The organism is Glycomyces sambucus (assembly GCF_900102815.1).
GTDB classification, from domain to species: Bacteria; Actinomycetota; Actinomycetes; order Mycobacteriales; family Micromonosporaceae; genus Glycomyces; species Glycomyces sambucus.
Genome location: NZ_FNGF01000001.1, coordinates 847,899 through 871,622 on the forward strand (window position 1 = coordinate 847,899; position 23,724 = coordinate 871,622).

The window sequence follows — 23,724 nt, forward strand, 5'->3', positions numbered from 1 at the left end:
CGTTTGTTCAGAGGACCGCGGGCGGGGCATACTTCGGCGATGCCCATCGCTTTCACCAAGCACCTCGACCGGCCGCTGCTGCGCGACATCGCCGCGCTCGCCGCCGGGATCCTCATCGTCGGCCTCTCGTTCGGGGCCATCGCCACCTCGCAGGGCGTCCCCTGGTGGCAGTCGACGGCGATGTCCCTCTTCGTGTTCGCCGGGGCGTCCCAGTTCGCGACGATGGGGATCATGACCGCGGGCGGCGGCCTCGTGGCCGGGGTCGCGGCCGGCCTGATCCTCAACCTGCGGCACGTCCCGTACGGGATGGCCGTCGGCGGCGTGTACTGGACCAGCCTGCGCGCCAAGATCATCGGCACGCACCTGCTCACCGACCAGTCGACCGCGTTCGCCCTCGCCGCGGGCGACGACGCCCGCAAGGCGAGGCAGACCTACTGGACCGTGGCCGTGAGCCTGTTCCTGGTCTGGAACGCCGGGACCGTGATCGGCGCGTTCGCGGGGCAGCTCGTCGCCGACCCCGCCGTGCTGGGCCTCGACGCCGCGCTCCCGGCGATCCTGCTGGCGCTGGTCATGCCGGGTCTCAAGGACCGGCGGACGATCGCGGCGGGCCTGCTGGGCACCGCCGTCGCGCTCGCCGCGAGCTTCTTCCTGCCCGCGGGGGTGCCGGTGCTGCTGGCGCTGGTCGGCCTCGTCGTGATGTGGAAGGGCGCCGATGGGAAGCGGGAGGAGCGGGCATGACGATGTTCATCGCGATCATGGTGCTCGCCGCCGGGACGTTCCTCATCCGGCTCTCGGGCCCGCTCCTGCGCGAGCGCATCAGCCTGTCCCCGTACGCCGAGACGCTGCTCAAGACCGGGGCCACGGTGGTGCTCCTGGCCCTGGTCGCCACGTCGGCCTTCGTGGTCGACGGCGCGTGGGCGGGCTGGGCGCTGCCCGCCGGCGTCCTCGTCGGCGGCGTCCTCGCCTGGCGCCGTGCGCCGCTGGCCCTCGTCGTGGTCGCGGCGGCGGCGACCACCGCGCTGCTGCGGCTCGCCGGCGTCGCTTGAGCAGCGCCGCCTGAGCGCCGTCAGCCGAGCACCTTCACCTGAGCGCACTCGCCTGGCCCGGAGACGGCCGAGGGGCCCCGCAGCTTCCGCTGCGGGGCCCCTGACCTGTTCAGCTACTACCGGAGTCCGTACCCCTCAGGGTGTGACTACCAGTCCTGGGCGGCGCGGCGGCGACGCATCAGGAAGAAGATCACGCCGGCGGCCACGATGAGGGCGGCGGCCGAGGAGATCATGATGGTCAGCGAGCTACCGGTCTTGGGGAGCTCGGGCTTGGGCGACGGGGACTCGCTGGGGGTCTCCGGCGGGCAGGGGTACCACGGGGTCTCACCGGAGATGAAGTCCTTGTCGGTGTAGATCTCGTAGTAGACCCAGAACTCCTCCGACTGCGCCGGGAAGTTCACGGTGTCGGTGCCGCCCGCGGCGACGGTGACCTCGAACTCTTCCTCGGTGGCGTAGTTGTAGAAGTAGAACGTGGTGTCCTCGCCGTCCTCAGGGACGGTGAGGGTGAAGGTCAGGCCGTCGACGCAGCTGGACTCGACAGCGGCGTAGTGGCACAGCGGGTTGTCGATCCACTCGAAGGTGTCGTACAGCTCGCCGTCGACCGAGATCGTGACGGTGAGGCCCGCCTCGGGGTCGGTGACCTCGAAGTAGTTGTAGTAGTCCTCGCCGACCGCGGGGGTCACGGTCTCGGAGAAGCCGTCGCTGGTCTCGATCGTGAACTCGGAGAGCACTTCTTCGCTCTCGTTCCACGCCCAGACGTTGATGCCGAAGCAGTCGGTGTAGACGTCGACGTAGCCCTGCGGGGTGGGCTCTTCGGCCTCGCAGCCGCCCTCGGGGGCGGGCACGTACGCGGAGGAGGTGTTGGTGTTGCCGTTGTCCCACACCGCGTCGATGGTGATCGACGCACCGGTCACGTCGGCGGCGAAGTCCTGGCTGCCTTCGAGGTACTCACCGGTGGAGGGGTGCGGAAGGATGGCGCCTTCGACGATCTCGGTGCCCTCGTTGAAGGACCCGTCGACCGTGATCGTGTCGATCGAGCCTTCGATGTCGCCCTGCGAGTTCCAGTCGGTGACCTGCCAGGTGACGGTCCAGCCGCCCTCCGGGAGACACTCGGTGATGCCCTCGATCTCGACGTGGTGGGCTTGGGCTGCGGAGGCGAAGGTGACCGCTCCGGCGAGGCCCAGGACGGCGCTGCCGGCCAGTCCGAGCACCCGCTTGAGGGTACGGTTCATGTCTCTCCTAAGTAGATGACTGTTGGGTTGGGGGGAATCGGGGCGCCGGCGGTCAGGGGGTTAGCTCCGACCGGTCCGGGCACCGTACCAAATGAGACACGCCCCGAGGTGAAGAAGGGTCGCATAACAATCGGGTAACGGAAGGGCCGTCACCTGCTGCGACGCGGCCGATCCGGACCGTCGGTGAAATGCCCGGCGGATCAGGCGAAAGCAGCGCGGCCGGGCCCCGAGGGGACCCGGCCGCGTTCTGAGCGCGATGGGGCGGTCACACCGGTACGGCGCGGCCGTTCGGATAACGCTTCGCCGGCGTCGATCTGCTCCTCGGTGAGGTATTCGCTCTCGACGATCACTTCGACGTAGTTCTCGGCGGTCACGTCGACCGGGTCGAGCAGCAGCGAGGGCACGAACTTGAAGCCGTTGTCGTAGGTCCCGAGGTCGTTGACCTCGGGCTCGCCGCCGCCGACCAGGGCCTCGACCATGTCGGTCACGGTGGACGCGAGCAGGCGGGTGTCCTTGAAGACCGTCTCGGTCTGGCCGGTGCCGTCCTTGATCGCCTTGATCGACGCGGCCTCGGCGTCCTGGCCCGTGACCACGGGGAAGTCGTCGGTGCCGGGCTCGTAGTCGGCGTCGACCAGGGCCTGGACCACGCCGCGGCTGATGCCGTCGTAGGGCGAGAGCACCGCGTGGAGTTCGAGGTCGTCGTAGAAGTCGGCCAGGAGCGTGTTCATGCGCTCCATGGCGACGTCGCCGCTCCAGCCCGCGGTCGAGGTCGGGCTCTGCTCGGTCTGGCCCGAGGGGATGACGATCTTGCCGTCGTAGATGAAGCTCTCGAAGGTGTCGAGGCCGCCCATGAAGAAGTACTGGGAGTTGTTGTCGCCCAAGTCACCTGAGAAGATCTCGACGTTGAACGGGCCCGGGTTCTCGCGCATCCCGAGCCGGTCGATGATGTGGTTCGCCTGGAGCACGCCGACCTGGTAGTTGTTGAACGAGGCGTAGTAGTCCACGTCCGGGGTCTCGAGGATGAGGCGGTCGTAGGAGATCACGATGACGCCCTTGTCCTTCGCGTCGGCGAGGACCTGGCCGAGGGACTTGTTGTCGATCGCGGCGATGATGAGGAACTCCACGCCTTCGTCGACCATCGACTGGATCTGGGAGATCTGGTCTTCGACGACGTCCTTGGCGTTGTGGTGGATGACGTCGTAGCCGAGCCCCTTGAGGTTGTCCTCCAGCGCCTTGCCCTCGATCACCCACCGCTCCGAGGTGTCCGTGGGCATCGAGATGCCGGTGAAGCCGGTGAGCTCTGGACCGTCATCACCACCCACGCCGCATCCGGCCAGCGACACCGCTGCGACACCCGCCGATCCGTAGAGCAGGCCACGACGACTGAGGTACATAAGGGTGGTACTCCTTCGTACACGAGAGGGGTTGACATCACCCCCGAAACTAACACGGCCAAAAAGCGACAACCGGGTCTATCCGTGATGGAACCGTGTCCTGAACTGGGCAGAAACCAGGACCAGAGCCATATTACGACTCGATGGTGAAGAAGTTTCGACACCCGGTTGTCGTAATTCGGAAATGCCTCCCGCCGAAGGTAGAACGAGCACGGAGAGCGATCTCCGGCGCCCCCTCCCCCGAGGGAGCCGCATCGCTCGTCCGGGACCGGCGCGCGGGGCGGCGTCCGCATACCATTGCGCACATGAGCGACCGTTGGATCGAGGTGGGCGACCGCGTGTGGGCCCGCCGCCTGAAGGAACTCGACCAGACCCTCGGGCTGGTCGTCGCCGACGAGTGCGCGCTGGTGATCGACACCGGGACCACCGCCGAGGCGGGCTTCGCGTACGCCACCGCGATCCGGGAGCTGACGAACCTGCCGTGGCAGGTCGCGTACACGCACGACCACTTCGACCACTGGTTCGGGACCGCCGCGTTCGGCGAGTCCGCGGTGTGGGCGGTCGCCGACGGCGCGCACTACGTGGCCTTCGGCGACGAGCAGCGCAAGGCGTGGGTCGCGAAGTACCGCCTCGACGGCCGCGAGGAGGACGCGCGGAAGATGGCGGCCTCGCGCCTGGTGCCCCCGAACTGCCGCGTCCAGGGCGCGATCGGGCTGAACCTGGGCGGCCGCACCGTGGTCCTGCGCCAGGTCGGCTTGGCGCACAGCGACAACGACATGGTCGTGGAGGTCCCGGACGCGGGCGTGCTGTTCGCCGGGGACCTCCTGGAGCAGGGCGCGCCGCCCTCGTACACCGCGGCCTACCCGATCGAGTGGCCCCAGGCGGTCGAGTTCCTGCTGAGCTGGAAGCCGAAGGTCGTCGTGCCGGGCCACGGCGAGCCGGGCGACTACTGGTGGGCCCGCGCCCAGGCGCGGGACCTCGCCGAGGTCTCGCGGCTGTGCACCGAGGTGGCGCAGGGGTTCCTCACCGAGGACGAGGCCGCCGAGCACGGCCCGTTCGGCCCCGACTCGATGCGCGAGGCGATCGCGCGCTGGAAGGAGCTGACGCCGCCGGCCCCCGAGCCCGCGCCCCGGCCCGCCTCGGCGGCGACGCCGCCCCCGCCGGTCGTGGTCTACGAGGTGTTCGACTACCAGGTGGACATGACGCGGTAGGGGACGACTGGCGAACGGCCCGGGCACGGGTGCCGGGCCCGATCGAGAAGGCTCGGAAGGGGCCCAGAGGAAGAGGGCTCAGTCGAAGGGCTGGTCCTCGAAGCCCGCGTGCAGCTTCTTGAGCAGGGCGCCGAGCTGGCGCCGCTCGTCGTCGGTGAGGACCGAGAGGGCCTCGTTCTGGGCCGCGACGCCGATGCGGACCGAATCCTCGATGACCTCGCGGCCGAGTTCGGTCATGCGGACCTTGATGCCGCGCCGGTCCCCCGGGTCGGGCAGGCGCTCGACGAACCCGGCGGCTTCGAGCTTGTCGAGGCGGCCGGTGAGCCCGCCGGAGCTGAGCATCATGGCGGCGCTGATCTCCTTGGGCGAGAGCGTGTAGGGGTCCCCGGAGCGGCGGATGGTCGCGAGGACGTCAAACTCGTTGCGCCCCAGGCCCTTGCGCGCGCGCAGCTCGTGGAGCCGGGCGCCGAGCTTCTGGGAGATCCGGTGGATGCGCCCGAAGAGGGCCATCGGTTCGAGCTCCCGGTCGAGGTCGAGTTCGGGCATCTCGCGGTGCCACTGGCCGATGATGCGGTCCACGGCGTCGTCTGTCATGAGCGGTATTCTCCCCTACCTGCGTCGACACCGCCCGAGTACCTGGCGGTGAGGTAAATCTTGAACAAGTAACTTGACTTCAAGTTACTTTGATGTAAGCTAATCATAGACAAGCTACTTCAAGGAGTCGTCGTGAACCGCAGCACCAAGGACCTCCTCCTCACCGCCCTCGCGCCGGTCATGTGGGGCACCACCTACTTCGTCACCACCGAGTTCCTCCCCGCGGACCGGCCCTTCCTCACCGCGCTCCTGCGGGCCCTCCCCGCCGGCCTGCTGCTCATAGTCCTGGCACGACGCCTGCCGCGCGGATCGTGGTGGTGGAAGTCCGGGGTCATCGGCCTGCTGAACATCGCGGTGTTCTTCGCGCTCCTGTTCACCGCGACCTACCGGCTCCCCGGCGGCGTCGCCGCCGTGCTCGGCGCGGTCGGCCCGCTCGTCACCGCCGCGATGACGATCCTGGTGCTGCACACCAGGGTCCGGCTGCGGACGTGGCTGCTCGGCATCGCAGGCGTCACCGGCGTGGCGATGGTGGTCCTCACCGCGCAGGCCCGGCTCGACCTGGTCGGCGCGCTCGCCGGGGTCGGCGGCGCGGTCTCGATGGCGACCGCGGTGGTCCTCACCAAGAAGTGGGGCCTGCCCGAGGGCGCCGGCCCCGCGGCCCTCGCGGGCTGGCAGCTCACCGCCGGCGGCCTGCTGCTCGCCCCGCTCGCGTTCCTCGCTGAAGGCGGCATCCCGGTCCTCACCGGCACCAACGTCCTCGGCTACCTGTACCTCGGCCTGGTCAACACGGCCCTGGGCTACTGGCTGTGGTTCCGCGGCATCCCGCGCCTCTCGGTGGTCCCGCTCAGCTTCCTCGGCCTGCTCTCCCCCCTGACGGCCGCCACCGTGGGCTGGCTCCTCGCCGGCGAGACGTTCACCGTCTGGCAGACCGTCGGCTTCGCGGTCGCCCTCGGCGCGACCCTCCTGGCGCAGCTCCAGAACCGCCCCAAGCGGATCGTCCCGGAGACCGCGCAGGCGGTCGAGCCGCCGAAGGTCCTCGCCCGGGTCTGAACCCGCATGCGAAAAGGGCCGGTCCTCGGACCGGCCCTTTCGGCTCGCGTCAGACCATCTTGCGCTTGTAGGCGCGCATCGCGAGCGGGGCCGTCACCGCGAAGATCACCGCGGCCCACACGAACGTCCACATGAGCGGTTCGGCGATCGGGCCGTACGAGAGCAGGCCGCGCATCGCGTCGGCGAGGTGCGTGACCGGGTTGACCTTGGCCCACGCCTGCATGAAGCCCGGCATGGTGTTGATGTCCACGAACGCGCTCGAGGTGAACGTCAGCGGCATGATGATGACGAAGGCGTAGATCTGGACCTTCTCCTCGGAGTCCGCGACCACCCCCATGAGCACCGAGACCCACGAGATCGCCAGCGCGAACACGACGAGCACGAGCGTCGCGAGCAGGGCGTAGCCGATGCTGCGCAGCTCGAAGCCCATGAGCAGGCCGAGGCCGACCATGATGAGGATGGACCAGACCTGCTTGAACATGTCGGCGAAGATCTTCCCGGCCAGGGGCGCGGAGCGGGCGATCGGGAGCGACCGGAAGCGGTCGTAGACGCCCTTGCGCAGGTCGGCGTTGATGCCGGTGCCGGTGTACATGGTGAGGAAGATGGCGTTCTGGGCGATGAGGCCGCCGAGGACGTACTGGAGGTAGTCCGAGGTGGAGCCGGCCATCTGGCCGCCGAAGACGTAGACGAACAGCAGCAGGAACATGATCGGGCTGAGGCTGAGGTCGACGAGTTCGAACGGGTTGTGCTTGATGCGGACCATCTGGCGCCAGGCCATGGAGAGGGTCTGGCTGACGGTGGCGCCGACGCTCGGCCGTCCGAGGACGGGGGCGGCGGGGGTCTCGACGGTGGCGGCGGTCATCGGCCGGCCTCCTCGGTGTCGTCGTCGGTCTCGTCCTCGGTGCGGTGCCCGGTGAGGGTCAGGAAGACCTCGTCGAGGCTGGAGAGGCCGAGGTGGAAGTCGGTGAGGGCGATGCCGCGGTCGCGGAGTTCGGCGGCGAGGGTGGGCATGACGCCGTCGTCGTTGACGCCGATGGTGACGGCGCCGGCGGAGACGAGGGGGTCGAGGTCGGGGAAGCGCTCGGCGATGAGGGCGCGGAGGGCGTCGAGCTGGCCGTGGTCCTCGGGCTGGATGCGGAGGGTCTGGCCGCCGATCTTGGCCTTGAGCTGGGTGGGGGTGCCGGTGGCGATGACCTTGCCGTGGTCGATAACGGCGATCTCGTGGGCGAGCTGGTCGGCCTCTTCGAGGTACTGGGTGGTGAGGAGGACGGTGGTGCCGTCGGCGACGAGGCCGCGGACGAGTTCCCAGAGTTCGCCGCGGGCTCTGGGGTCGAGTCCGGTGGTGGGCTCGTCGAGGAAGAGGATGCGGGGGCGTCCGACGAGGCTGGCGGCGAGGTCGAGGCGGCGGCGCATGCCGCCGGAGTACGCCTTGGCGGCCTTGTCGGCGGCGTCGGAGAGGTTGAACTGGGAGAGGAGTTCGCGGGCGCGGGCCTTGGCGTCGGGGGTGGGCATGCCGAGGAGGCGGCCGATGAACCGGAGGTTCTCCTCGCCGGTGAGGAGTTCGTCGATGCCGGCGAACTGCCCGGTGAGGCCGATGAGGGAGCGGACCTCGGGGGCGTGGCGGATGATGTCGTAGCCGCCGACGCGGCCGGTGCCGGCGGTGGGCTGGGAGAGGGTGGCGAGCATGCGGACCATGGTGGTCTTGCCGGCGCCGTTGGGGCCGAGGACGCCGAGGACGGTGCCGGTGCGGGCGTTCAGGTCGATGTGGTCGACGGCCACGAGGTCGCCGAAGTGCTTGGTGAGCCCTTCCACCTCGATGGCGTAGTCGGTGGTTCCGGGTTGCGACACGTCGTCCTCCTTCGGATGCGTTCGCGGGTGCGCTCGGTGGCGCTCGGATGCGGTTGTGCCCCGGTGGCGTGCACCGGGCGGGTGCTGGTCTCCGCGGCGCTGGGAGCGCCAGCTCTCATGATGTCAGATTGACGCCCAGTTGGCATCACCTCGGCGCGGCGTGTTTCACAGGCCGGAGATCGATCATGCACCCTGGGTCCGACAAGTGGACCGTTTTTGCGAACGTCTGTCGCATCTTGGGGCTAGAGGGTCTGGAGGAGCTTCCTGATGCGCTTCTCGGAGACCTGGTAGCGGGTGCCGAGCTGCTGGGCGAAGAAGCTGATCCGGAGCTCTTCGAGCATCCACCGGACCTCGCGGCCCTCACCGGAGCGCAGCGCCGCGGGGCGGGAGCGCGCGAGGGCGTCGCGGTCGGCCTCGAGGGAGTGGATCACGTCCATCTTGCCCTTGTCGCCGGCCACGTCGGCGACCACGCGCTTGGCGCGGTAGGCGATGCCCTTGACGTAGCGGTGCAGGTCGTCCAGGCGCCACCAGCCGGTCGCGCCCACGAACCCGTCGGTGCCGGTGAGCCCTTCGAGCTGGCGGCGCATGTCGCTCATGGCCGCGAGCATGGTGAAGTCGAACTTGCCTTCCAGGAGGCGCGCGGCCTCGCGGGTCTCGGTGAGCACGGCGGCGGCCTTGCGGGCCACGGCCGGGGACTCCCCGGCCACCTCGGGGCGGGCGCGCCCCAGCAGCGCCTCGAACCCGGCGCGGTCCCACGCCGGGCCGCCGCCTTCGATGAGGACCTTGTCGAGGACGGTGCGCACGCAGTCGGCCAGGAGCGCGTCGACGTTCGCGTACGGCCCGGTGGCGAGCGCGAGCTGCTCGTTGCGGGTGAGGGCGTCCTTCAGGCGCGGGTCGGGGCAGTTCAGGCGCAGCAGGCGCCGGGTGCCGGCCCACATGTTCGCGGCCTGCGAGGCGGGGTCGGGGAACGCCTTGACGCCGACGGTGGCGCCCTCGTCGACGAGCGCGGGGTACGCCTTCGCGGTGTAGCCCTTGCGCGGGGTCTCGTGGAGCTTCGGCAGCGCGTCGAAGTCCCATGTCTTGAGGCCGGTGCGCTCCAGGTCGAACGCCTCGGCGGCGGCCTCCTGGGTCTTGGGGGCGAGCTGCCGCTGGAGCGCGCCGAGCTCCTTGCCCTCGGCGAGCACCGCGCCGTCCTCGTCCTTGACCTGGAAGGTGACGAGCAGGTGCCCGGGGACCTTGGCGAGGTCGAAGGCGTCGAACGGCACGTGCACGTTCGTCATGGACTTGAGCGTGTCGGCGAGCGCGGCCATCATGGGGCGGCCGGGGGCCGGGGCCATGCGGGCGACGGCGGCCTTCGCGAAGTCGGGGGCCGGGACGAAGCTGCGGCGCAGGGACTTCGGGAGGCTCTTGATGAGCGCCTCGGCGAACTCGGCGCGCAGGCCCGGGACCTGCCAGGTGAACGCGTCCTGGTCGAGGAGCTGGAGCGCGGGCAGCGGGACGGCGACGGTGACGCCGTCCCGGGCCGAGCCGGGCTCGAACTCGTAGTCGAGTTCGAGGTCGGCGCCCTCGGAGGTCCAGACCTCGGGGTAGTCGCCCTCGTCGACGGCCTCGGCGCGGTCGCCCAGGAGCAGGGCCTCGTCGAAGTCCAGGAGGGTCTTGTCGCGCTGCTTCTTCCACCAGGAGTCGAAGTGGCGGCCGGAGACGACGTCGGCGGGCACGCGTTCGTCGTAGAAGTCGAAGAGGGTCTGCTCGTCGGCGAGGAGGCCCCTCTGGCGGACGCGGCTCTCCAGCTCCTCGACCTCGGTGATCTTCGCGAGGTTGTCGGCGAGGAACCTGTGGTGGGTCTCCCACTCGCCCTGGACGAGCGCGTGGCGGATGAACAGCTCGCGGCTGAGGGGCACGTCGATGCGGCCGAAGTTGACGCTGCGGCGGGCCACGATCGGGACGCCGTAGAGCGTGACGCGCTCGAACGCCATCACGGCCCCGGAGCGCTTGGACCAGTGGGGCTCGGAGTAGGTGCGCTTGACGAGGTGCTGCGCGATCGGCTCGACCCACTCGGGTTCGATCTTGGCGCACACGCGGCCCCACAGGCGGCTGGTCTCCACCAGCTCGCCCGCGACGACCCAGCGCGGCTGCTTCTTCGCCAGGCCCGAGCCGGGGAAGATCGCGAACTTCGCGTTGCGCCCGCCCAGGTACTCGCGGGTGTCGGCCTCCTTGACGCCGATGTGGGACAGGAGCCCCGAGAGCAGCGCGGTGTGCACGCGCTTGGGGTCGGGGGTGAGGTCCGGGTCCTCGACGGGGATCTTCAGGCTCTTGAGGACGCCGAGGATCTGCCGCACCAGGTCCTGCCACTCGCGGATGCGCAGGTAGTGCAGGTACTCCTGTTTGCACATGCGCCGGAACGCGCTGGAGGAGCGCGAGCGGCGCTCGTCCTCCAGGTACCGCCACAGGTTGAGGAAGGCCGAGAAGTCGGAGTCCGGGTCGTTGAACCGGGCGTGGGACTGGTCGGCCTGGGCGCGCTTGTCGGCCGGGCGTTCCTTCGGGTCCTGGATCGACATCGCGGCGGTGATGACGGCGACCGCGCGGACGCAGCCTTCGTCGCGGGCCTGGAGGATCATGCGGGCCAGGCGCGGGTCGATCGGCAGCCGCGCGATGTCGCGCCCGGCCCTGGTCAGGCGCCGCTCCCCCGCGCGCACGTCTTCGAGCGCGCCGAGCTCCACCAGGAGGTCCATGCCGTCTTTGATGTTGCGCGAGTCGGGGGCGTCGACGAACGGGAACGTCTCGACGCGGCCGAGCTTCGCGGCGGTCATCTGGAGGATGACGGAGGCGAGGTTCGTGCGCAGGATCTCGGCGTCGGTGAACTCCGGGCGGGCGTTGAAGTCGTCCTCGGAGTACAGGCGGATGCAGATGCCCTCGGCAACGCGGCCGCAGCGGCCGGCGCGCTGGTTGGCGCTGGCCTGGGAGATCGCCTCGATGGGGAGGCGCTGGACCTTCGTGCGGGCGGAGTAGCGGGAGATGCGGGCGTACCCGGCGTCGACCACGTAGCGGATGCCGGGGACGGTCAGGGAGGTCTCGGCGACGTTGGTGGAGAGGATGATCCGGCGCCCGGTGTGGGGGCGGAACACGCGGTGCTGCTCCTCGGCGGAGAGGCGCGCGTAGAGCGGGACGACCTCGGTGTGGCGGAGCTTGGCCTTCTCCAGGGCGTCGGCGGTGTCGCGGATCTCCTGCTCGCCGGAGAGGAAGACGAGGATGTCGCCGTCGCCGGCGCGGGAGAGCTCGTTGACGGCGTCGAGGATGCCGTCGGTCTGGTCGCGGTCCTCCTCGCCCTCCTCGCTGCGCAGGGGCCGGTACCGGATCTCGACGGGGTAGGTGCGCCCGGAGACCTCGAGGATCGGGGCGGGCTTCGCCTCCGTACCGCTGCGCCCCTGTTCGCCGGAGGCGAAGTGCTTCGCGAAGCGCTCGGGGTCGATGGTCGCGGAGGTGACGATCACCTTGAGGTCGGGGCGCTTGGGGAGGATCTGCTTGAGGCAGCCGAGGATGAAGTCGATGTTGAGGCTGCGCTCGTGGGCCTCGTCGATGATGATCGTGTCGTAGGCGCTGAGCAGCCGGTCGTGCTGGATCTCGGTGAGCAGGATGCCGTCGGTCATGAGCTTGACGTAGCTCTTGTCCGAGACCTGGTCGGTGAAGCGGACCTTCCAGCCGACGGCCTCGCCGAGCGGGGAGCCGAGCTCCTCGGCGATGCGCTCGGCGACCGCGCGGGCCGCGATGCGCCGCGGCTGCGTGTGGCCGATCATGCCGCGCACGCCGCGGCCGAGTTCGAGGCAGATCTTCGGGATCTGCGTGGTCTTGCCCGAGCCGGTCTCGCCCGCGATGATAACGACCTGGTGGTCGCGGATCGCCGCGAGGATGTCGTCCTTGCGCTGCGAGACGGGCAGCTCTTCGGGGTAGACGATTTTCGGGACGCCGGCGGCGCGGGCCGCCAGCGCGGCCTCCCTGGACTCGACGTCGGCCTCGATCTTCGCGAACGCCTCGCCGCGGGCGGGGCCTTCGAGTTCGCGGGCCTCCCGCAGGCGGCGCCGGAGGGCGCGCTGATCGGCCGTGCGCAGCGCGGAGACGCGCTCGTGCAGGCTGGGACGGGATTTCGGGACGCTGCTGGGCATGACGATAGGCAAGGATACGCGGGCGGCACCGCTGCGCGCCATGCATTAACGGCGGCTGTGGCGCCGGTCGGGGGTTCAGTCCTCCAGGTCGCCGCAGAGGACCCGGTCGCCGGTGAGGCCCTGGGCCTGGACGACGGCGTCGGGGGCGTGGACGACGACGCTCTCGGCCCGGTCGTCGAGGGCGAGGGTGCTGGACTCGGTGGTCTCGCCGACGCCAGTGGCCGAGGTGGTGAACGTCAGTTCGACGATGTTCCCGGCCGCGTCCTCGCCGTTCGGGTCCGAGAGCCAGTGGCCGCCGCCGGGCGGGTTGTCGTCGCACTCGCCGTCGTGGACGTGGGCGGTGTACTCGACCGAGTCGCCGAGGCCGACGGCGGTGAGCTGGACGTTCGTGCCGTCGTCGGAGGTGGCGTTCACGGTGCCGTGGCCGTTGGGGTAGACCGCGGCCCATTCGGCGGTGGTGGTCAGGTTCGCGGTCCAGGAGCCGCCGAGGTCGGCCGCGTCCTCGGCGTCGGGGTCGTCGTCGCCGCACGCGGCGGCGGCCGCGGCGAGGAGGGCCGCCGCGCTGATCGCGGCGGCCTTGGCGGTGACTCGGCGGTTCGGCATGGGCGCTCCTTCATCGGTCGGCCCGACCAGTATCGGGCCGCCCGGGCGTCCGGGCCGGGATTCGCGCGCCGTGTCCGGCGGGTACCGGACGCGCGAACCGGGTCCGTGGTCGCGCGTTCCCGCGAGCGGCTGCGGGTCCACGGCCGCCGCGCCCGGTCGCAGGACCGGGCGCGGCGGTGCGGGTCAGGCCGCGACCGGGACGTCCTCGGCGATGCCCTCGCCGCGGACCAGGGCCACCCGGCGGGTGAGGCCGAGCCCTTCCAGGAACGCGTCGTCGTGGCTGACGACCACCAGCGCGCCCTCGAACGCGGTCAGCGCCTGCTGGAGGTGCCGGATCGAGGACATGTCGAGGTTGTTCGTCGGCTCGTCGAGCAGCAGGAGCTGCGGGGCGGGCTGGGAGGACAGGACCGTGGCGAGCGCGGCCCGCAGCCGCTGGCCGCCCGAGAGGGTCCCCACCCGCTGGAACACCGCGTCGCCGCGCATCCCGAAGCGGGCCAGGCGGGTCCGCAGGACCGACTGCGGGGCCTCGGGCGCGGCGGCGCGCACGTTGTCGAGCACCGTCGCGTCCTCGTCGAGCAGTTCCAGGCGCTGCGTGAGGAACCCGTGCGGCACGCGCGCCGCCTCGGCCACCGCGCGCAGCAGCGTGGTCTTGCCCGAGCCGTTGTCGCCGGTGACCGCGACCCGCTCGGGGCCGCGCAGGTGCAGGCCCACCCCGTCGCCGTAGATCTCGCCGACCTTGAGCCCCTTAACGACCGCGATCTCGCGGTGCGTCGAGACGTTCGTCTCGGGCAGGTCGACGCTGATGCCGCCCTCGTCGCGGACGGCGTCCTCGGCCGCGTCGAGGCGCTCGCGCGCCTCGGCCACGTCCTCCTGCTTGGACAGGAGGATCTTCGCGGACGAGACCTCGCCGGCGTTCTTCTTGCCGTTGAGGAGGATCTTCGGCGTGCCGCCGCGGTCGCGCTCACGCTTCCACGCGGACGCGCCCTTGTCGTTCTGGATGCGGGTGGCCACCAGCTCCTTCTTCTGCCGGGTCAGGTCCTGCTTCGCGTCGCGCACGGCGCGCGCCGCGGCCTCCTGCTCGGCGGCGACGATCTGCTCGTAGGCGCTGTAGTTGCCCTCGAAGACGCGGATGCGCCCCTTGTAGAGCTCGGCGACGGCGTCGACGTGCTCCAGGAGGGCCCGGTCGTGGCTGACGACCACGAGCGTGCCGTTGAAGCGGCGGATCGCCTGGTACAGGTGCTTGCGGGCGGTGGCGTCGAGGTTGTTCGACGGCTCGTCGAGCAGGAGCACGTCCGGGCGGCGCACGAGCCGACCGGCCAGGCCGACGAGCATCGACTCGCCGCCGGACAGGGTCGCGACGGTCCGCTCAAACCCGATGTGGTCGAGGCCGAGCTCGTCGAGGGCCAGGCGGGAGCGGTCGAGGAAGTCCCAGTCGTCGCCGATGGCGTTGAAGTGCTCCTCCCCCGGGTCGCCGGACTCGATCGCCAGGAGCGCCCGCCGCTTGTCGGCGATGCCGAGCAGGTCGGCGACGGTGTCGCCGAGGCGCAGCGGCAGCTCCTGCGGCAGGTACTCGATGAGCCCCGACGCGGTGATCGACCCGGACTCCTGCCGGAGCAGGCCCGCGGTCAGGCGCATGAGCGTGGACTTGCCGGTGCCGTTGTCGCCGACGAGGGCGGTGCGGCCGTCGGAGAAGACGACGTCGACGCCGTCGAAGACGCGCTCGCCCTCCGGCCAGGCGAAGCGCAGCTGCTGGACGTTGATATAGGTGGTCATGAGACCTCTCTCAGGTGAGTTGCGAAACGGGATCACATGAGAGACATCGCGCCTGAACGGCGGAAAAGGATTCATCCCCGGAAATGGGCACCCTCTCGATCGAAGACACACCGTGCACGTGCGCAGAGACGTGGCGGCGCGATGTCTACGACCTAGAGCTTCAAGTGAGTGCCTAACGTCGGGAACAAGGACGGGGACAACGGTAGCGGCGCATCGGAGGGACTGTCAAGCGGTCTGCGGGAAGCCGAGACGCGCGCCACGGGCCGCCCGACACCGGAGGGTGGATCGGACGGCCCGTGGCCCGGTGCGGTCGGTTAACAGTCGGAGGTCCGCTTCCAGACCCCCCATTCGCCGGTGGTGCCGGGCTCCTCGCCCTGGGTCCACCAGGAGGCGGTGTACGCCGCGCCCTCGTGGGTCACCTTGCTGCCGCCGGTGTACACCGAGGCGGCGGCCCAGGCGCCGGCCGAGCAGCCCTCACCGGTGCCGGGGTCGGTCGTGGTCGGCGGGTCGGACGGGTCGCCCGGGCCGCCGCCGCTGAACTCGACGTCCATGCAGGAGTAGAAGGCGTTCGCGGTGTCGGCGATGTTCCACACCGCGAGGACCAGGTGCTGGCCGGTGCGCGAGGGGAGCGTGACCGTGTGGGTCATGGTGTGGTCGGGTTGGGCGCCGCCCATGCTGAACGACGCGATCGGGGTGAGCCCGAGGTCCGAGCGGGTGAGCGGCTGCGCCGGGTCGTAGCTCGAGTTGGTGATGTAGTAGTCGAACGTGGCGGTGGAGTGGCGCGCGGTCATGGTCCACGTGAAGGTCTTCGGACCGGCGCTCACCGAGGTCGTGGGCCAGTTGCCGCCGCGCGGGTCGTCGAGCTGCGCGAACGGGTCGTTGCCGCCCGAGCAGATCTCGCCGTCCACGGGGCCGGCCGCCGGGAAGCCCTTGGGGCCCTCGACGCTCTGCGGCTCATAGGAGATGTTCCCGCAGTTGGTGACCTCGCCGCTGGCGCAGAGCGCCGAGCGGGAAGGGGGGTCGGAGGTGTAGCCGTGGCCCCAGGCCAAGGCGGCCATGGAGGCCGACACCGCGAGGGTCGCGGCTCCGGCGATGGACAGGATGATCTTGCGCGACTTGCGCATCGTCGTCTCCCATCAAGGGTTGGGTTCAGCGATTCCCTTCAATGTCGTAACACTTCCTACCTGCGACGACATGAATTAAAAAGTAACCTAACAGTTTGTGCGGTGCGACACAAGAGGGTCGGTCGCGGTTTTTCGGGCTTTTCCGTGGGATGTCGGGGTTTCGCACGGAAACGAAAGCGGCCGCACACGAACCGTGCGCGGCCGCCGTCCGGGACGATCAGTCCTCTTCAGACGGTTCCGGGTTGCGGATCAGCGTGATCGCGGAGGCGACGAGGCCCCCGCCGACGACGAGGATCGAGATCACCAGCATCGTGACGGCACCTGCGCTCATCGGGCGGCCTCCTCGGCTTCGCGGGCTTCCTCTTCGGTGACGAACGGCGGGGTCTCCTTGCGGCGCAGCAGGAGCGCCATGACGACCGCGAACGCGAGCGAGCCGCCCGCGACGGCCCAGCCGAACGCCTGGTACTGGTGGTAGGCCGCGTTCGCGTCGCCGGGGCCGGCGGTCACGAGGTCGCGGACGTTGAGGAACAGGATCACCGTGAGCGCCAGCGGCGTGACCACGCCCAGGCAGGTGACCCAGATCGGGCCGACCTTGAACACCGAGGTGGCGTTCGCGTTGTCGCGCAGCTCCTTCCACTTCCACAGCACCCACACCACGGCGATGATGCTCGCCGGGGCGGCCACGGCGATGCCGTAGTTGTTGATGAAGTAGTCGGTGACGTCGAGCAGCATGAGGCCGTTCACCGTCGGGAACAGCGCGACCGAGACGAGGGCCATGCCGCCGCCGACGATCGCGACGGCCTTCCTGCGGCTCCAGCCGAAGCGGTCCTCCACCGCGGCGACCGGGACCTCGACCACGCTGATGAGCGAGGCGAAGCCGGCGACCACCAGCGAGAGGAAGAACAGCACCCCGAACAGGCCCGCGAGGTACGGCAGCGTGTTGATGATCGCCGGGAACGCGATGAACGCCAGGCCCACGCCCTGGTAGGACTGCTCGTCGATCGGCACGCCGGTCTCGAACGCGAGGAAGCCGAGGACCGCGAACACCGCGATGCCGGCCAGGATCTCCCCGAACGAGTTCGACATGCCCACCGTCCACGCGGAGGTGGTGATGTCGGACTTGCGCTTGAGGTAGGACCCGTACGTGATCATGATGCCGAAGCCGACCGACAGGGTGAAGAAGATCTGGCTGTAGGCCGCGAGCCAGACCTGCGGGCCGCGGATGGCCTCCCAGTCGGGCGTGAAGAACGCGTTCAGGCCGTCCACGGCGCCGTCGAGGGTGAGCGACTGGACCACCAGCGCGCCGAACAGGAGGATGAGCAGCGGGATGAAGACCTTGCTGCTCGCCTCGATGCCCTTCTTGACGCCCGCGCCGATCACGGCGAGGGTCGCCACCCACACCAGTGCGAGCGCGATCCCCAGGCCCGGCAGCCAGGTGCCGAAGTCGTACAGGTCCCCGGCCTGGAGGAAGTCGGCCATGAGGAACCGCTCGGGGTCCTCGCCCCACTGCCGCCCGATCGAGAACCACGCGAACCACGCGGCCCACGAGATGATGACGGCGTAGTAGACGCCGATGACGATCGCGATCGCGACCTGCCACCAGCCGAGGAACTCCGCGTTGCGGTGGATGCGGCGGAACGCGACCGGGGCCGAGCCGCGGTAGCGGCGGCCGATCGTGAACTCCAGGATGAGGAGCGGGATGCCCGCGGTGCACAGCGCCACGAGGTAGGGGACGAGGAAGGCGCCGCCGCCGTTCTCGTACGCGACGCCGGGGAAGCGCCAGATGTTCCCGAGCCCGAGGGCCGAGCCGACGGCGGCCAGGATGAACCCGACCCTGCTCCCCCATTGCTCTCTTGCCATTTGCGTCTCTCCAGTCACGCCAAGGGGCACTCAAAACGGCCTATACCGTAACCAACGGTCGCGCGAAGGTCGGGGGCGGTGTCGGTGAGGTCATGAGGGGCCCTGTCCCGGAACGAGACGGAGCGGCCCGGGCGGCGGTAAGGTTGATCAGTTCCACCGCGATCGGCACGGCGCATTCGGCGAGCCGTCCATCGGCGGGGGCACTCCAGCGCACCGTCTGCGCCCCCAATCCAGTCCGCTCCGTACCAGAGGAGAGCCGTGTCCGCTGCCATCACTCCTGCCGCCAAGGCCGAGCAGACCCGCCTGGACGGGCTCTACGCCCGGGTCGACCGGCTCCGCGACGAGGCCGCCGCGCGGCTCGGCGAGGCCGGGCGCCGGCACGTGGAGAACGACCAGGAGCGCTCGCAGCGGGACGCCGAGACCCTGCTGTACCGGCGCCGGATCGCGCTCCTCGACGCGGTCGAGGAGGGCCTGTGCTTCGGGCGCCTCGACTACATCGACCCCGCCGAGGCCCCGATGTACCTGGGGCGCATCGGCGTCCACGCCGAGGGCGGGGAGCAGTTGCTCGTGGACTGGCGCTCGGAGGCCGGGCGCCGGTTCTACCTGGCGACCGCCGCGTCCCCGGCGGGCGTGCGGCGCCGCCGCCACCTGCACACCAAGGGCCGGCGGCTGCGCTCGCTCAACGACGAGGTCCTGGACCTCGACGCGGCCGCCGACTCCGGTTCGTCGATCGGGTCCGAGGGCGCCCTCATGGCCGCGCTCGACGCGGCCCGGACCGGGGCGATGAAGGACATCGTCGCCACGATCCAGGCCGAGCAGGACCGGATCATCCGCGCGCCCCTGGAGGGCGTCATGATCGTCGACGGCGCGCCGGGCACCGGCAAGACCGCCGTCGCGCTCCACCGGGCCGCGTACCTGCTGTACGAGCACCGCGAGCGCCTGAAGCGCCAGGGCGTGCTCATCATCGGGCCCGGCAGGCAGTTCCTGCGGTACATCTCCGACGTCCTCCCCGGCCTGGCCGAGACCGACGTGCTGCTGCGCACGCCCGCGCAGCTCGTCCCCGGGATCGTCGCCGACCGGCCCGAGACCGAGGCGGTGGCGGCCGTCAAGGGCCGGGCCGTCATGGCCGGGGTCATCGCCAGCGCGGTGGCCGACCGCCAGGTGGTGCCGCGCGAGCCGCTGCCGGTGGACTTCGAGGGGCACGAGCTGTGGCTGCGGCCCGAGAAGATCACGGCCGCGCGCGACGCGGCCCGCGAGACGGGGCTGACGCACAACGAGGCGCGCGAGACGTTCCACAAGCGGGTCATCGCCGACCTCGCGACCCAGTACGCGGACGTCATCGGGGAGGACCCGCTCGGCGGGGAGAACCTGCTGGGTCTGGCCGACCGGGCGCAGTTCGCGGTGGAGATCGCCTCGGACGCGGTGATCCGGGGCCAGATCGAGGAGCTGTGGCCGGAGCTGTCGGCCGAGGAGCTGCTGGAGGACCTGTTCGCGTCGCGGGAGCGGATCGCGTCGGCCGCGGCGGTGCTGAAGCGGGACGAGCGCGCGCTGCTGCTGCGCCGCCCGGGCGGGTGGAGCGAGGCGGACGTGGCGCTGCTGGACGAGGCCGCCGAGCACCTGGGCGAGGTGGACCGGGGCCTGCGGTCGGGCGGGCCGAGCGCGGAGCAGATCGCGTACGCGCAGGACGTGCTCACGATCGCGGCGGGGTCGGCGTCGTTCGACTTCGAGGACGAGGAGTCGGAGCTGCTGCAGGCCACGGACGTCATCGACGAGTTCTGGCTCGGTGAGCGGCAGGTGGACGAGCGGTTCGTGTCGGTGGCCGAGCGGGCCGCGGCGGACCGGCGGTGGATCTTCGGGCACGTGATCGTGGACGAGGCGCAGGAGCTGTCGCCGATGGAGTGGCGGGCGCTGCTGCGCCGGTGCGTGACGCGGTCGTTCACGGTGGCCGGGGACCTCGCGCAGGCCGCCGGCCCTTCGGCGCCTTCCAGTTGGGCCGAGGTGTTCGGTGGCTGGGGCCTGGACTGGCGGGTCGAGCGGCTGACGGTGTCGTACCGGACGCCGAAGGAGATCATGAACGTCGCGGTGCGGGTGCTCGACGCGATCGGCGTCGACGCGCCGCGGCCGCGTTCGGTGCGCGCGTCGGGGCACGAGCCGTGGCTGGAGGTCGCGGGCGAGCACCTCGACCGGGTGGTGGAGGAGCAGGTCGCGGCCGAGAAGCGGGCCGTCGGCGAGGGCTCGGTGGCGGTGGTGACGACAGCGGAGCGGGCCGCGGGGCTCGCGGGGATCGCGGACGCGGCGGTGCTGACGGTGAAGCAGGCCAAGGGCCTGGAGTTCGACTCGGTGATCGTGGTGGACCCTGACGCGGTGGCGGCGACGGGGCTGCGGAACCTGTACGTGGCGCTGACGCGGGCCACGAAGCGGCTCGGTGTTGTGGCGCCCGACAAACCGGTGTTCCCCGGCGCCGAGGTCCTGTAGAGGTCGCCCCAAGCTTTTACACTGTCACCAGGTGTAGGAGGTGCGGGTTGACAACGACGACCGGGGACCTGACCGGCGCGCTCGTCGACGGGCGCTACCGGCTGCGTCGGCTCATCGCCCAGGGGGGCATGGCCGATGTGTACGAGGCGCACGACGAGCGGCTCGACCGCACCGTCGCGGTGAAGATGATCACCGCGGGGCGGGCGCACGGGTTCGACCTCAAGGCGTTCGCGCACGAGGCGCGGACGATCGCGCGGCTGTCGCATCCGAACGTGGTCGCGGTCTTCGACCAAGGGGTCCACGAGGGCCTGCCGTACGTGGTCATGGAGTACGTGCCCGGGACGACCCTGCGCGACCTGCTCAACCGGCGGCGGCGCCTGCGCATCGAGGAGGCCGTGGAGGTCTGCGCGCAGCTCCTCGACGGGCTCCAGGCCGCGCACGACGCCGGCCTGGTGCACCGGGACATCAAGCCCGAGAACATCCTCCTGAAGAACGGCGGCCGCGGCGACCGCGTCAAGGTGGTCGACTTCGGCCTGGCCGAGGCGGTCCACGGCGACCGCGAGACCGGCGGGCCGCTGGTGGCGACCGCCGCGTACGTCGCGCCGGAGCTGGTCGGCGGGAAGCCCGCGACGACCGCCAGCGACGTGTACTCGACCGCGATCGTGCTGTACGAGCTGCTGACCGGGGAGGTCCCGTTCGACGGGCCGGACTCGGGCGCGGTGGCGCGCCGGCACGTGGAGGAGGACGTCCCGTCCCCGCAGCTCAAGGCGCCCGATGTGCCCGAGGGCCTGGCGGGCCTGGTCGTGGCCGCGGCGGCGCGCAAGCCCGGGCAGCGGCCGGTCGACGCGGGGGCGTTCCTGCGGCGGCTCCAGGCCGTGGACCTGGGCCACGTGCCGGGTTCGACGGGGAAGGTGCCGCGCCCGACCAGGGCCGTGCAGACGACGATGGTCGTCGACCACCCGCGGCCGCAGCGGAACTGGAAGGCGCTGGTGACGCTGGGACTCATCGCGGTCCTGCTGGTGTCGGTGGCCGCGGCGGGGTGGTGGATCGGCATCGGCCGGTACACGTCCGCGCCGTCGCTGCTGGACCAGGACCGGGACTCGGTCGCGGCCTACGCCGAGGAGCGGGGCTTCGACGTGGAGCTGGTCGACGGGTACAGCTCGTCGGTGCCGCTCGGCGGCGTGGTCTCGCAGGACCCCGAGGTGGGCGACCGCATCCGGCAGGGCGCGACGATCACCGTGGTGGTCTCGCTGGGGCCCGAGCGGTTCCCGGTGCCCGAGCTCGCCGGCAAGAGCGAGGAGGAGGCGATGGCGGCCCTGGCGGCCTTCGACGCCGACGTCACCGTGGAGCACGAGTACAGCACCGAGTTCCCGGACGCGGGCGAGGTGACGCGCACCGATCCGCCCGCCGGGGAAGAGGTCAAGTCCGGTTCGTCGGTGGTGCTGTTCGTCTCCGACGGGTTCCCGCCGCTGAACGTCCCCGACGTGGTGGGACTGGCCGAGACCGACGCGCGCGCCGCGCTGGAAGCGGAGGAGCTGGTCGTCGGCGAGGTCGCGAACCGGCACAGCGACTCGATCCCCGCGGGCTCGGTCATCGAGCAGAGCCCCGCGGCCGACGCACCCGCCGGGCCGGGAGACGAGGTCGACCTCGTCGTGAGCGACGGGCCCGAGCCCGTCACCGTCCCTGACGTGGTCGGCAAGGACATCCAGGACGCCACCGAGGAGCTGGAGGCGCTCGGGTTCACGGTGAAGACCGCGCAGATCTGGTTCACCGGGACGGTCTTCGACCAGTCCCTGGACGCCGGCACCGACCACCCGAAGGGCTCCGAGATCTGGCTCTGGGCCAGGTGAGGCAATGCGAAAGGGGCCGGACGCCTCCGCGTCCGGCCCCTTTTCGTCCGCTACCGCGCGCCCGCGGCCTTGAGCTCCGTCATGGTGAACAGGGCCTTGAGGTCGATCCCGATGTCGGACAGGTTCTTCAGCCCGCCCGATTCGCGGTCGATGACGCACACGCCCTGCTCCACGACCGCGCCGCGGTTGCGCAGCTCGCCGACCGCGTCGAGGACCGCGCCACCTGAGGTGACGACGTCCTCGACGATGAACAGGCGCTGCCCCGCGACCTCGCCGCCCTCGGCCAGGCGGCACGTGCCGTAGGTCTTGGCCTCCTTGCGCACGAACAGGGCCGGCAGGCCCGTCACCTGCGACAGCATCACCGCGATGGGGATGCCGCCGGTCTCCAGGCCCGCCAGCGCGTCCACGCCGTGCGCGGGCACCAGGGGCGCGAGCGCCTCGGCGATGCGCCGCAGCAGGACCGGGTCGGACTCGAACAGGTACTTGTCGAAGTACTCGTGCGCGACCACACCGGACCGGAGCGTGAACTCGCCGGTCAGGTGCGAGCGGTCGAAGATGTCGCGGGCGAGGTCGTGGTGGCTCATGCGCTCAGCGTGCCAGATTCCGCCGCTACGGGCGCAGCGGCGGGTAGGACGGGTCGAGGAGGTCACGCTCGGCCAGCCAGTTGTACAGCGGCGTCTCCTTCGGCCAGTGGCCCCAGCCGTGGTCGCCGGTGGGCGCGTGCCCGCCGAGGAGCTGCTGCTGCACCGGGTCGAGGTCGTTCCACCAGGACTGCTGCGGCAGGTCGTCGACGAGGTCGCGGGCGCGGATCCAGCGCGGCGTGAACCCGAAGAACGCGACCTTGCGGGTCAGGTCCGAGTAGTTGTCGCTGCGGGCGTGCCAGATGCGGCGGTCGAAGAACATGACGTCGCCGGCGTTGCCGGTGACCTCGATGGCGCCTTCGGGGTCGGGCCACTCCATGTCGCGGCGCGGCGGGCCGTCGATCGAGTTCCACTTGTGGGAGCCCGGGATGATCTTGGTGTTGCCGCGGCCCTCGGCGGAGAGGTCGGTGAAGAAGTACGCGAGCTTGACCGAGAGGCGCGGGCGCGGCTCGGTCTCGGTCTCGCGGTTCTGCCGGCCGCCGTCCTGGTGCCACTCGAAGCGGAAGGGGCGCTTCCCGGCGATGGGCGGGTGCTTGTCCACATGGGAGTGGTACACGTGGAAGTTCCAGCCGAGGATCGACCACACGTAGTGGAAGGTCCGCGGGTGGTTGAGGAGGAACGCGAGCTCCGGGCAGGAGGTGACGGCGTCGAGGCGGTGCATGGCGCCCTCGGGGCTGAGCCGCCCTGCCTCCCGCTCGAGTTCGTAGACCCTGTCGAGGGCGTCGGAGCACCGTTTGATCTCGTCGGCGTCGAGGGCGCCGCGGATCATGAGGTAGCCGTCCCGGTCGAACGCCTCCCGCTGCTCGGGACTCAGTGCTGCGGCACCGACCGATGTCACTGCGGTCATCTCAATGCCTTTCCGG

19 protein-coding genes and 1 pseudogene are annotated in these 23,724 nt (G+C 70.7%); 6 read left to right on the forward strand and 14 right to left on the reverse strand.

The window, feature by feature from the left end:
• Positions 1 to 39 precede the first annotated feature (39 nt).
• Together BLS99_RS03980 and BLS99_RS03985 are read left to right on the forward strand one after the other, a co-directional pair.
• Positions 40 to 738 carry an AzlC family ABC transporter permease gene (locus tag BLS99_RS03980; RefSeq protein WP_091043836.1) on the forward strand — a complete coding sequence of 233 codons (699 nt, stop codon included), beginning with the start codon at positions 40 to 42 and terminating at the stop codon, positions 736 to 738.
• Positions 735 to 1,046 (forward strand): AzlD domain-containing protein, encoded by a 312-nt coding sequence (locus BLS99_RS03985; RefSeq protein WP_091043839.1) that lies wholly within the window; start codon positions 735 to 737, stop codon positions 1,044 to 1,046. The genes BLS99_RS03980 and BLS99_RS03985 overlap by 4 nt, the downstream gene beginning before the upstream one ends.
• A 146-nt stretch (positions 1,047 to 1,192) precedes the next feature.
• On the opposite strand, the gene BLS99_RS03990 is transcribed toward BLS99_RS03985, so the two are convergent.
• Entirely contained in the window at positions 1,193 to 2,278 is a 1,086-nt protein-coding gene (locus BLS99_RS03990; protein WP_091043841.1) for an LPXTG cell wall anchor domain-containing protein, read from the reverse strand.
• Between the two features lie 200 nt (positions 2,279 to 2,478).
• Complete coding sequence (locus BLS99_RS03995) at positions 2,479 to 3,600, reverse strand: substrate-binding domain-containing protein (RefSeq protein ID WP_218126223.1); 1,122 nt, start codon at positions 3,598 to 3,600, stop codon at positions 2,479 to 2,481.
• Between the two features lie 377 nt (positions 3,601 to 3,977).
• Between BLS99_RS03995 and BLS99_RS04000 the strand changes: the two genes are divergently transcribed.
• Complete coding sequence (locus tag BLS99_RS04000) at positions 3,978 to 4,883, forward strand: MBL fold metallo-hydrolase (protein WP_091043848.1); 906 nt, start codon at positions 3,978 to 3,980, stop codon at positions 4,881 to 4,883.
• Positions 4,884 to 4,961: 78 nt separating this feature from the next.
• Here BLS99_RS04000 and BLS99_RS04005 read toward each other — a convergent pair whose 3' ends face one another.
• Entirely contained in the window at positions 4,962 to 5,477 is a 516-nt protein-coding gene (locus BLS99_RS04005; protein WP_091043851.1) for a MarR family winged helix-turn-helix transcriptional regulator, read from the reverse strand.
• 132 nt (positions 5,478 to 5,609) lie between these two features.
• Between BLS99_RS04005 and BLS99_RS04010 the strand changes: the two genes are divergently transcribed.
• Positions 5,610 to 6,527, forward strand: coding sequence for an EamA family transporter (locus BLS99_RS04010; protein WP_091043854.1), 918 nt, complete (start codon positions 5,610 to 5,612; stop codon positions 6,525 to 6,527).
• Between the two features lie 49 nt (positions 6,528 to 6,576).
• Here BLS99_RS04010 and BLS99_RS04015 read toward each other — a convergent pair whose 3' ends face one another.
• The 9 genes and pseudogenes from BLS99_RS04015 to BLS99_RS04045 form a co-directional block, all read right to left on the reverse strand.
• Entirely contained in the window at positions 6,577 to 7,389 is an 813-nt protein-coding gene (locus tag BLS99_RS04015; RefSeq protein WP_091043858.1) for an ABC transporter permease, read from the reverse strand.
• Positions 7,386 to 8,375 (reverse strand): ATP-binding cassette domain-containing protein, encoded by a 990-nt coding sequence (locus tag BLS99_RS04020; RefSeq protein ID WP_091043861.1) that lies wholly within the window; start codon positions 8,373 to 8,375, stop codon positions 7,386 to 7,388. Before BLS99_RS04020 ends, BLS99_RS04015 begins: the two co-directional genes overlap by 4 nt.
• Positions 8,376 to 8,617: 242 nt before the next feature.
• On the reverse strand, positions 8,618 to 12,535 hold the full coding sequence (hrpA, locus tag BLS99_RS04025; RefSeq protein WP_091043865.1) for an ATP-dependent RNA helicase HrpA: 3,918 nt from the start codon (positions 12,533 to 12,535) through the stop codon (positions 8,618 to 8,620).
• 75 nt (positions 12,536 to 12,610) lie between these two features.
• Positions 12,611 to 13,138, reverse strand: a complete 528-nt coding sequence (locus BLS99_RS04030; RefSeq protein WP_091043869.1) for a hypothetical protein — start codon at positions 13,136 to 13,138, stop codon at positions 12,611 to 12,613.
• 183 nt (positions 13,139 to 13,321) lie between these two features.
• Positions 13,322 to 14,911, reverse strand: coding sequence for an ABC-F family ATP-binding cassette domain-containing protein (locus BLS99_RS04035; protein WP_091043871.1), 1,590 nt, complete (start codon positions 14,909 to 14,911; stop codon positions 13,322 to 13,324).
• Positions 14,912 to 15,225: 314 nt separating this feature from the next.
• The gene (locus BLS99_RS27580) at positions 15,226 to 15,462 is read right to left on the reverse strand and encodes a carbohydrate-binding protein (protein ID WP_342761255.1); all 237 of its coding nucleotides are present in this window, start codon (positions 15,460 to 15,462) and stop codon (positions 15,226 to 15,228) included.
• Positions 15,448 to 16,035, reverse strand: a pseudogene (locus BLS99_RS04040) (lytic polysaccharide monooxygenase auxiliary activity family 9 protein); the annotation flags it as partial. The pseudogene BLS99_RS04040 and the gene BLS99_RS27580, both read right to left, overlap by 15 nt.
• Positions 16,036 to 16,252: 217 nt before the next feature.
• Positions 16,253 to 16,366, reverse strand: a complete 114-nt coding sequence (locus BLS99_RS25525) for a methionine/alanine import family NSS transporter small subunit (RefSeq protein WP_143034678.1) — start codon at positions 16,364 to 16,366, stop codon at positions 16,253 to 16,255.
• Positions 16,363 to 17,895 (reverse strand): sodium-dependent transporter, encoded by a 1,533-nt coding sequence (locus BLS99_RS04045; RefSeq protein ID WP_091043879.1) that lies wholly within the window; start codon positions 17,893 to 17,895, stop codon positions 16,363 to 16,365. The genes BLS99_RS25525 and BLS99_RS04045 overlap by 4 nt, the downstream gene beginning before the upstream one ends.
• A 258-nt stretch (positions 17,896 to 18,153) precedes the next feature.
• Between BLS99_RS04045 and BLS99_RS04050 the strand changes: the two genes are divergently transcribed.
• Together BLS99_RS04050 and BLS99_RS04055 are read left to right on the forward strand one after the other, a co-directional pair.
• A complete protein-coding gene (locus BLS99_RS04050; RefSeq protein WP_218126225.1) occupies positions 18,154 to 20,370 on the forward strand; it encodes a HelD family protein in 2,217 nt (738 codons plus the stop codon).
• A gap of 47 nt (positions 20,371 to 20,417) precedes the next feature.
• On the forward strand, positions 20,418 to 22,220 hold the full coding sequence (locus BLS99_RS04055; protein ID WP_091043884.1) for a Stk1 family PASTA domain-containing Ser/Thr kinase: 1,803 nt from the start codon (positions 20,418 to 20,420) through the stop codon (positions 22,218 to 22,220).
• Positions 22,221 to 22,270: 50 nt separating this feature from the next.
• Here the strand turns inward: BLS99_RS04055 and pyrE are convergent, their stop codons facing one another.
• A complete protein-coding gene (gene pyrE / locus BLS99_RS04060; protein ID WP_091043887.1) occupies positions 22,271 to 22,804 on the reverse strand; it encodes an orotate phosphoribosyltransferase in 534 nt (177 codons plus the stop codon).
• Between the two features lie 25 nt (positions 22,805 to 22,829).
• Positions 22,830 to 23,708, reverse strand: a complete 879-nt coding sequence (locus tag BLS99_RS04065; RefSeq protein WP_091043891.1) for a phytanoyl-CoA dioxygenase family protein — start codon at positions 23,706 to 23,708, stop codon at positions 22,830 to 22,832.
• Between the last annotated feature and the right edge of the window lie 16 nt (positions 23,709 to 23,724).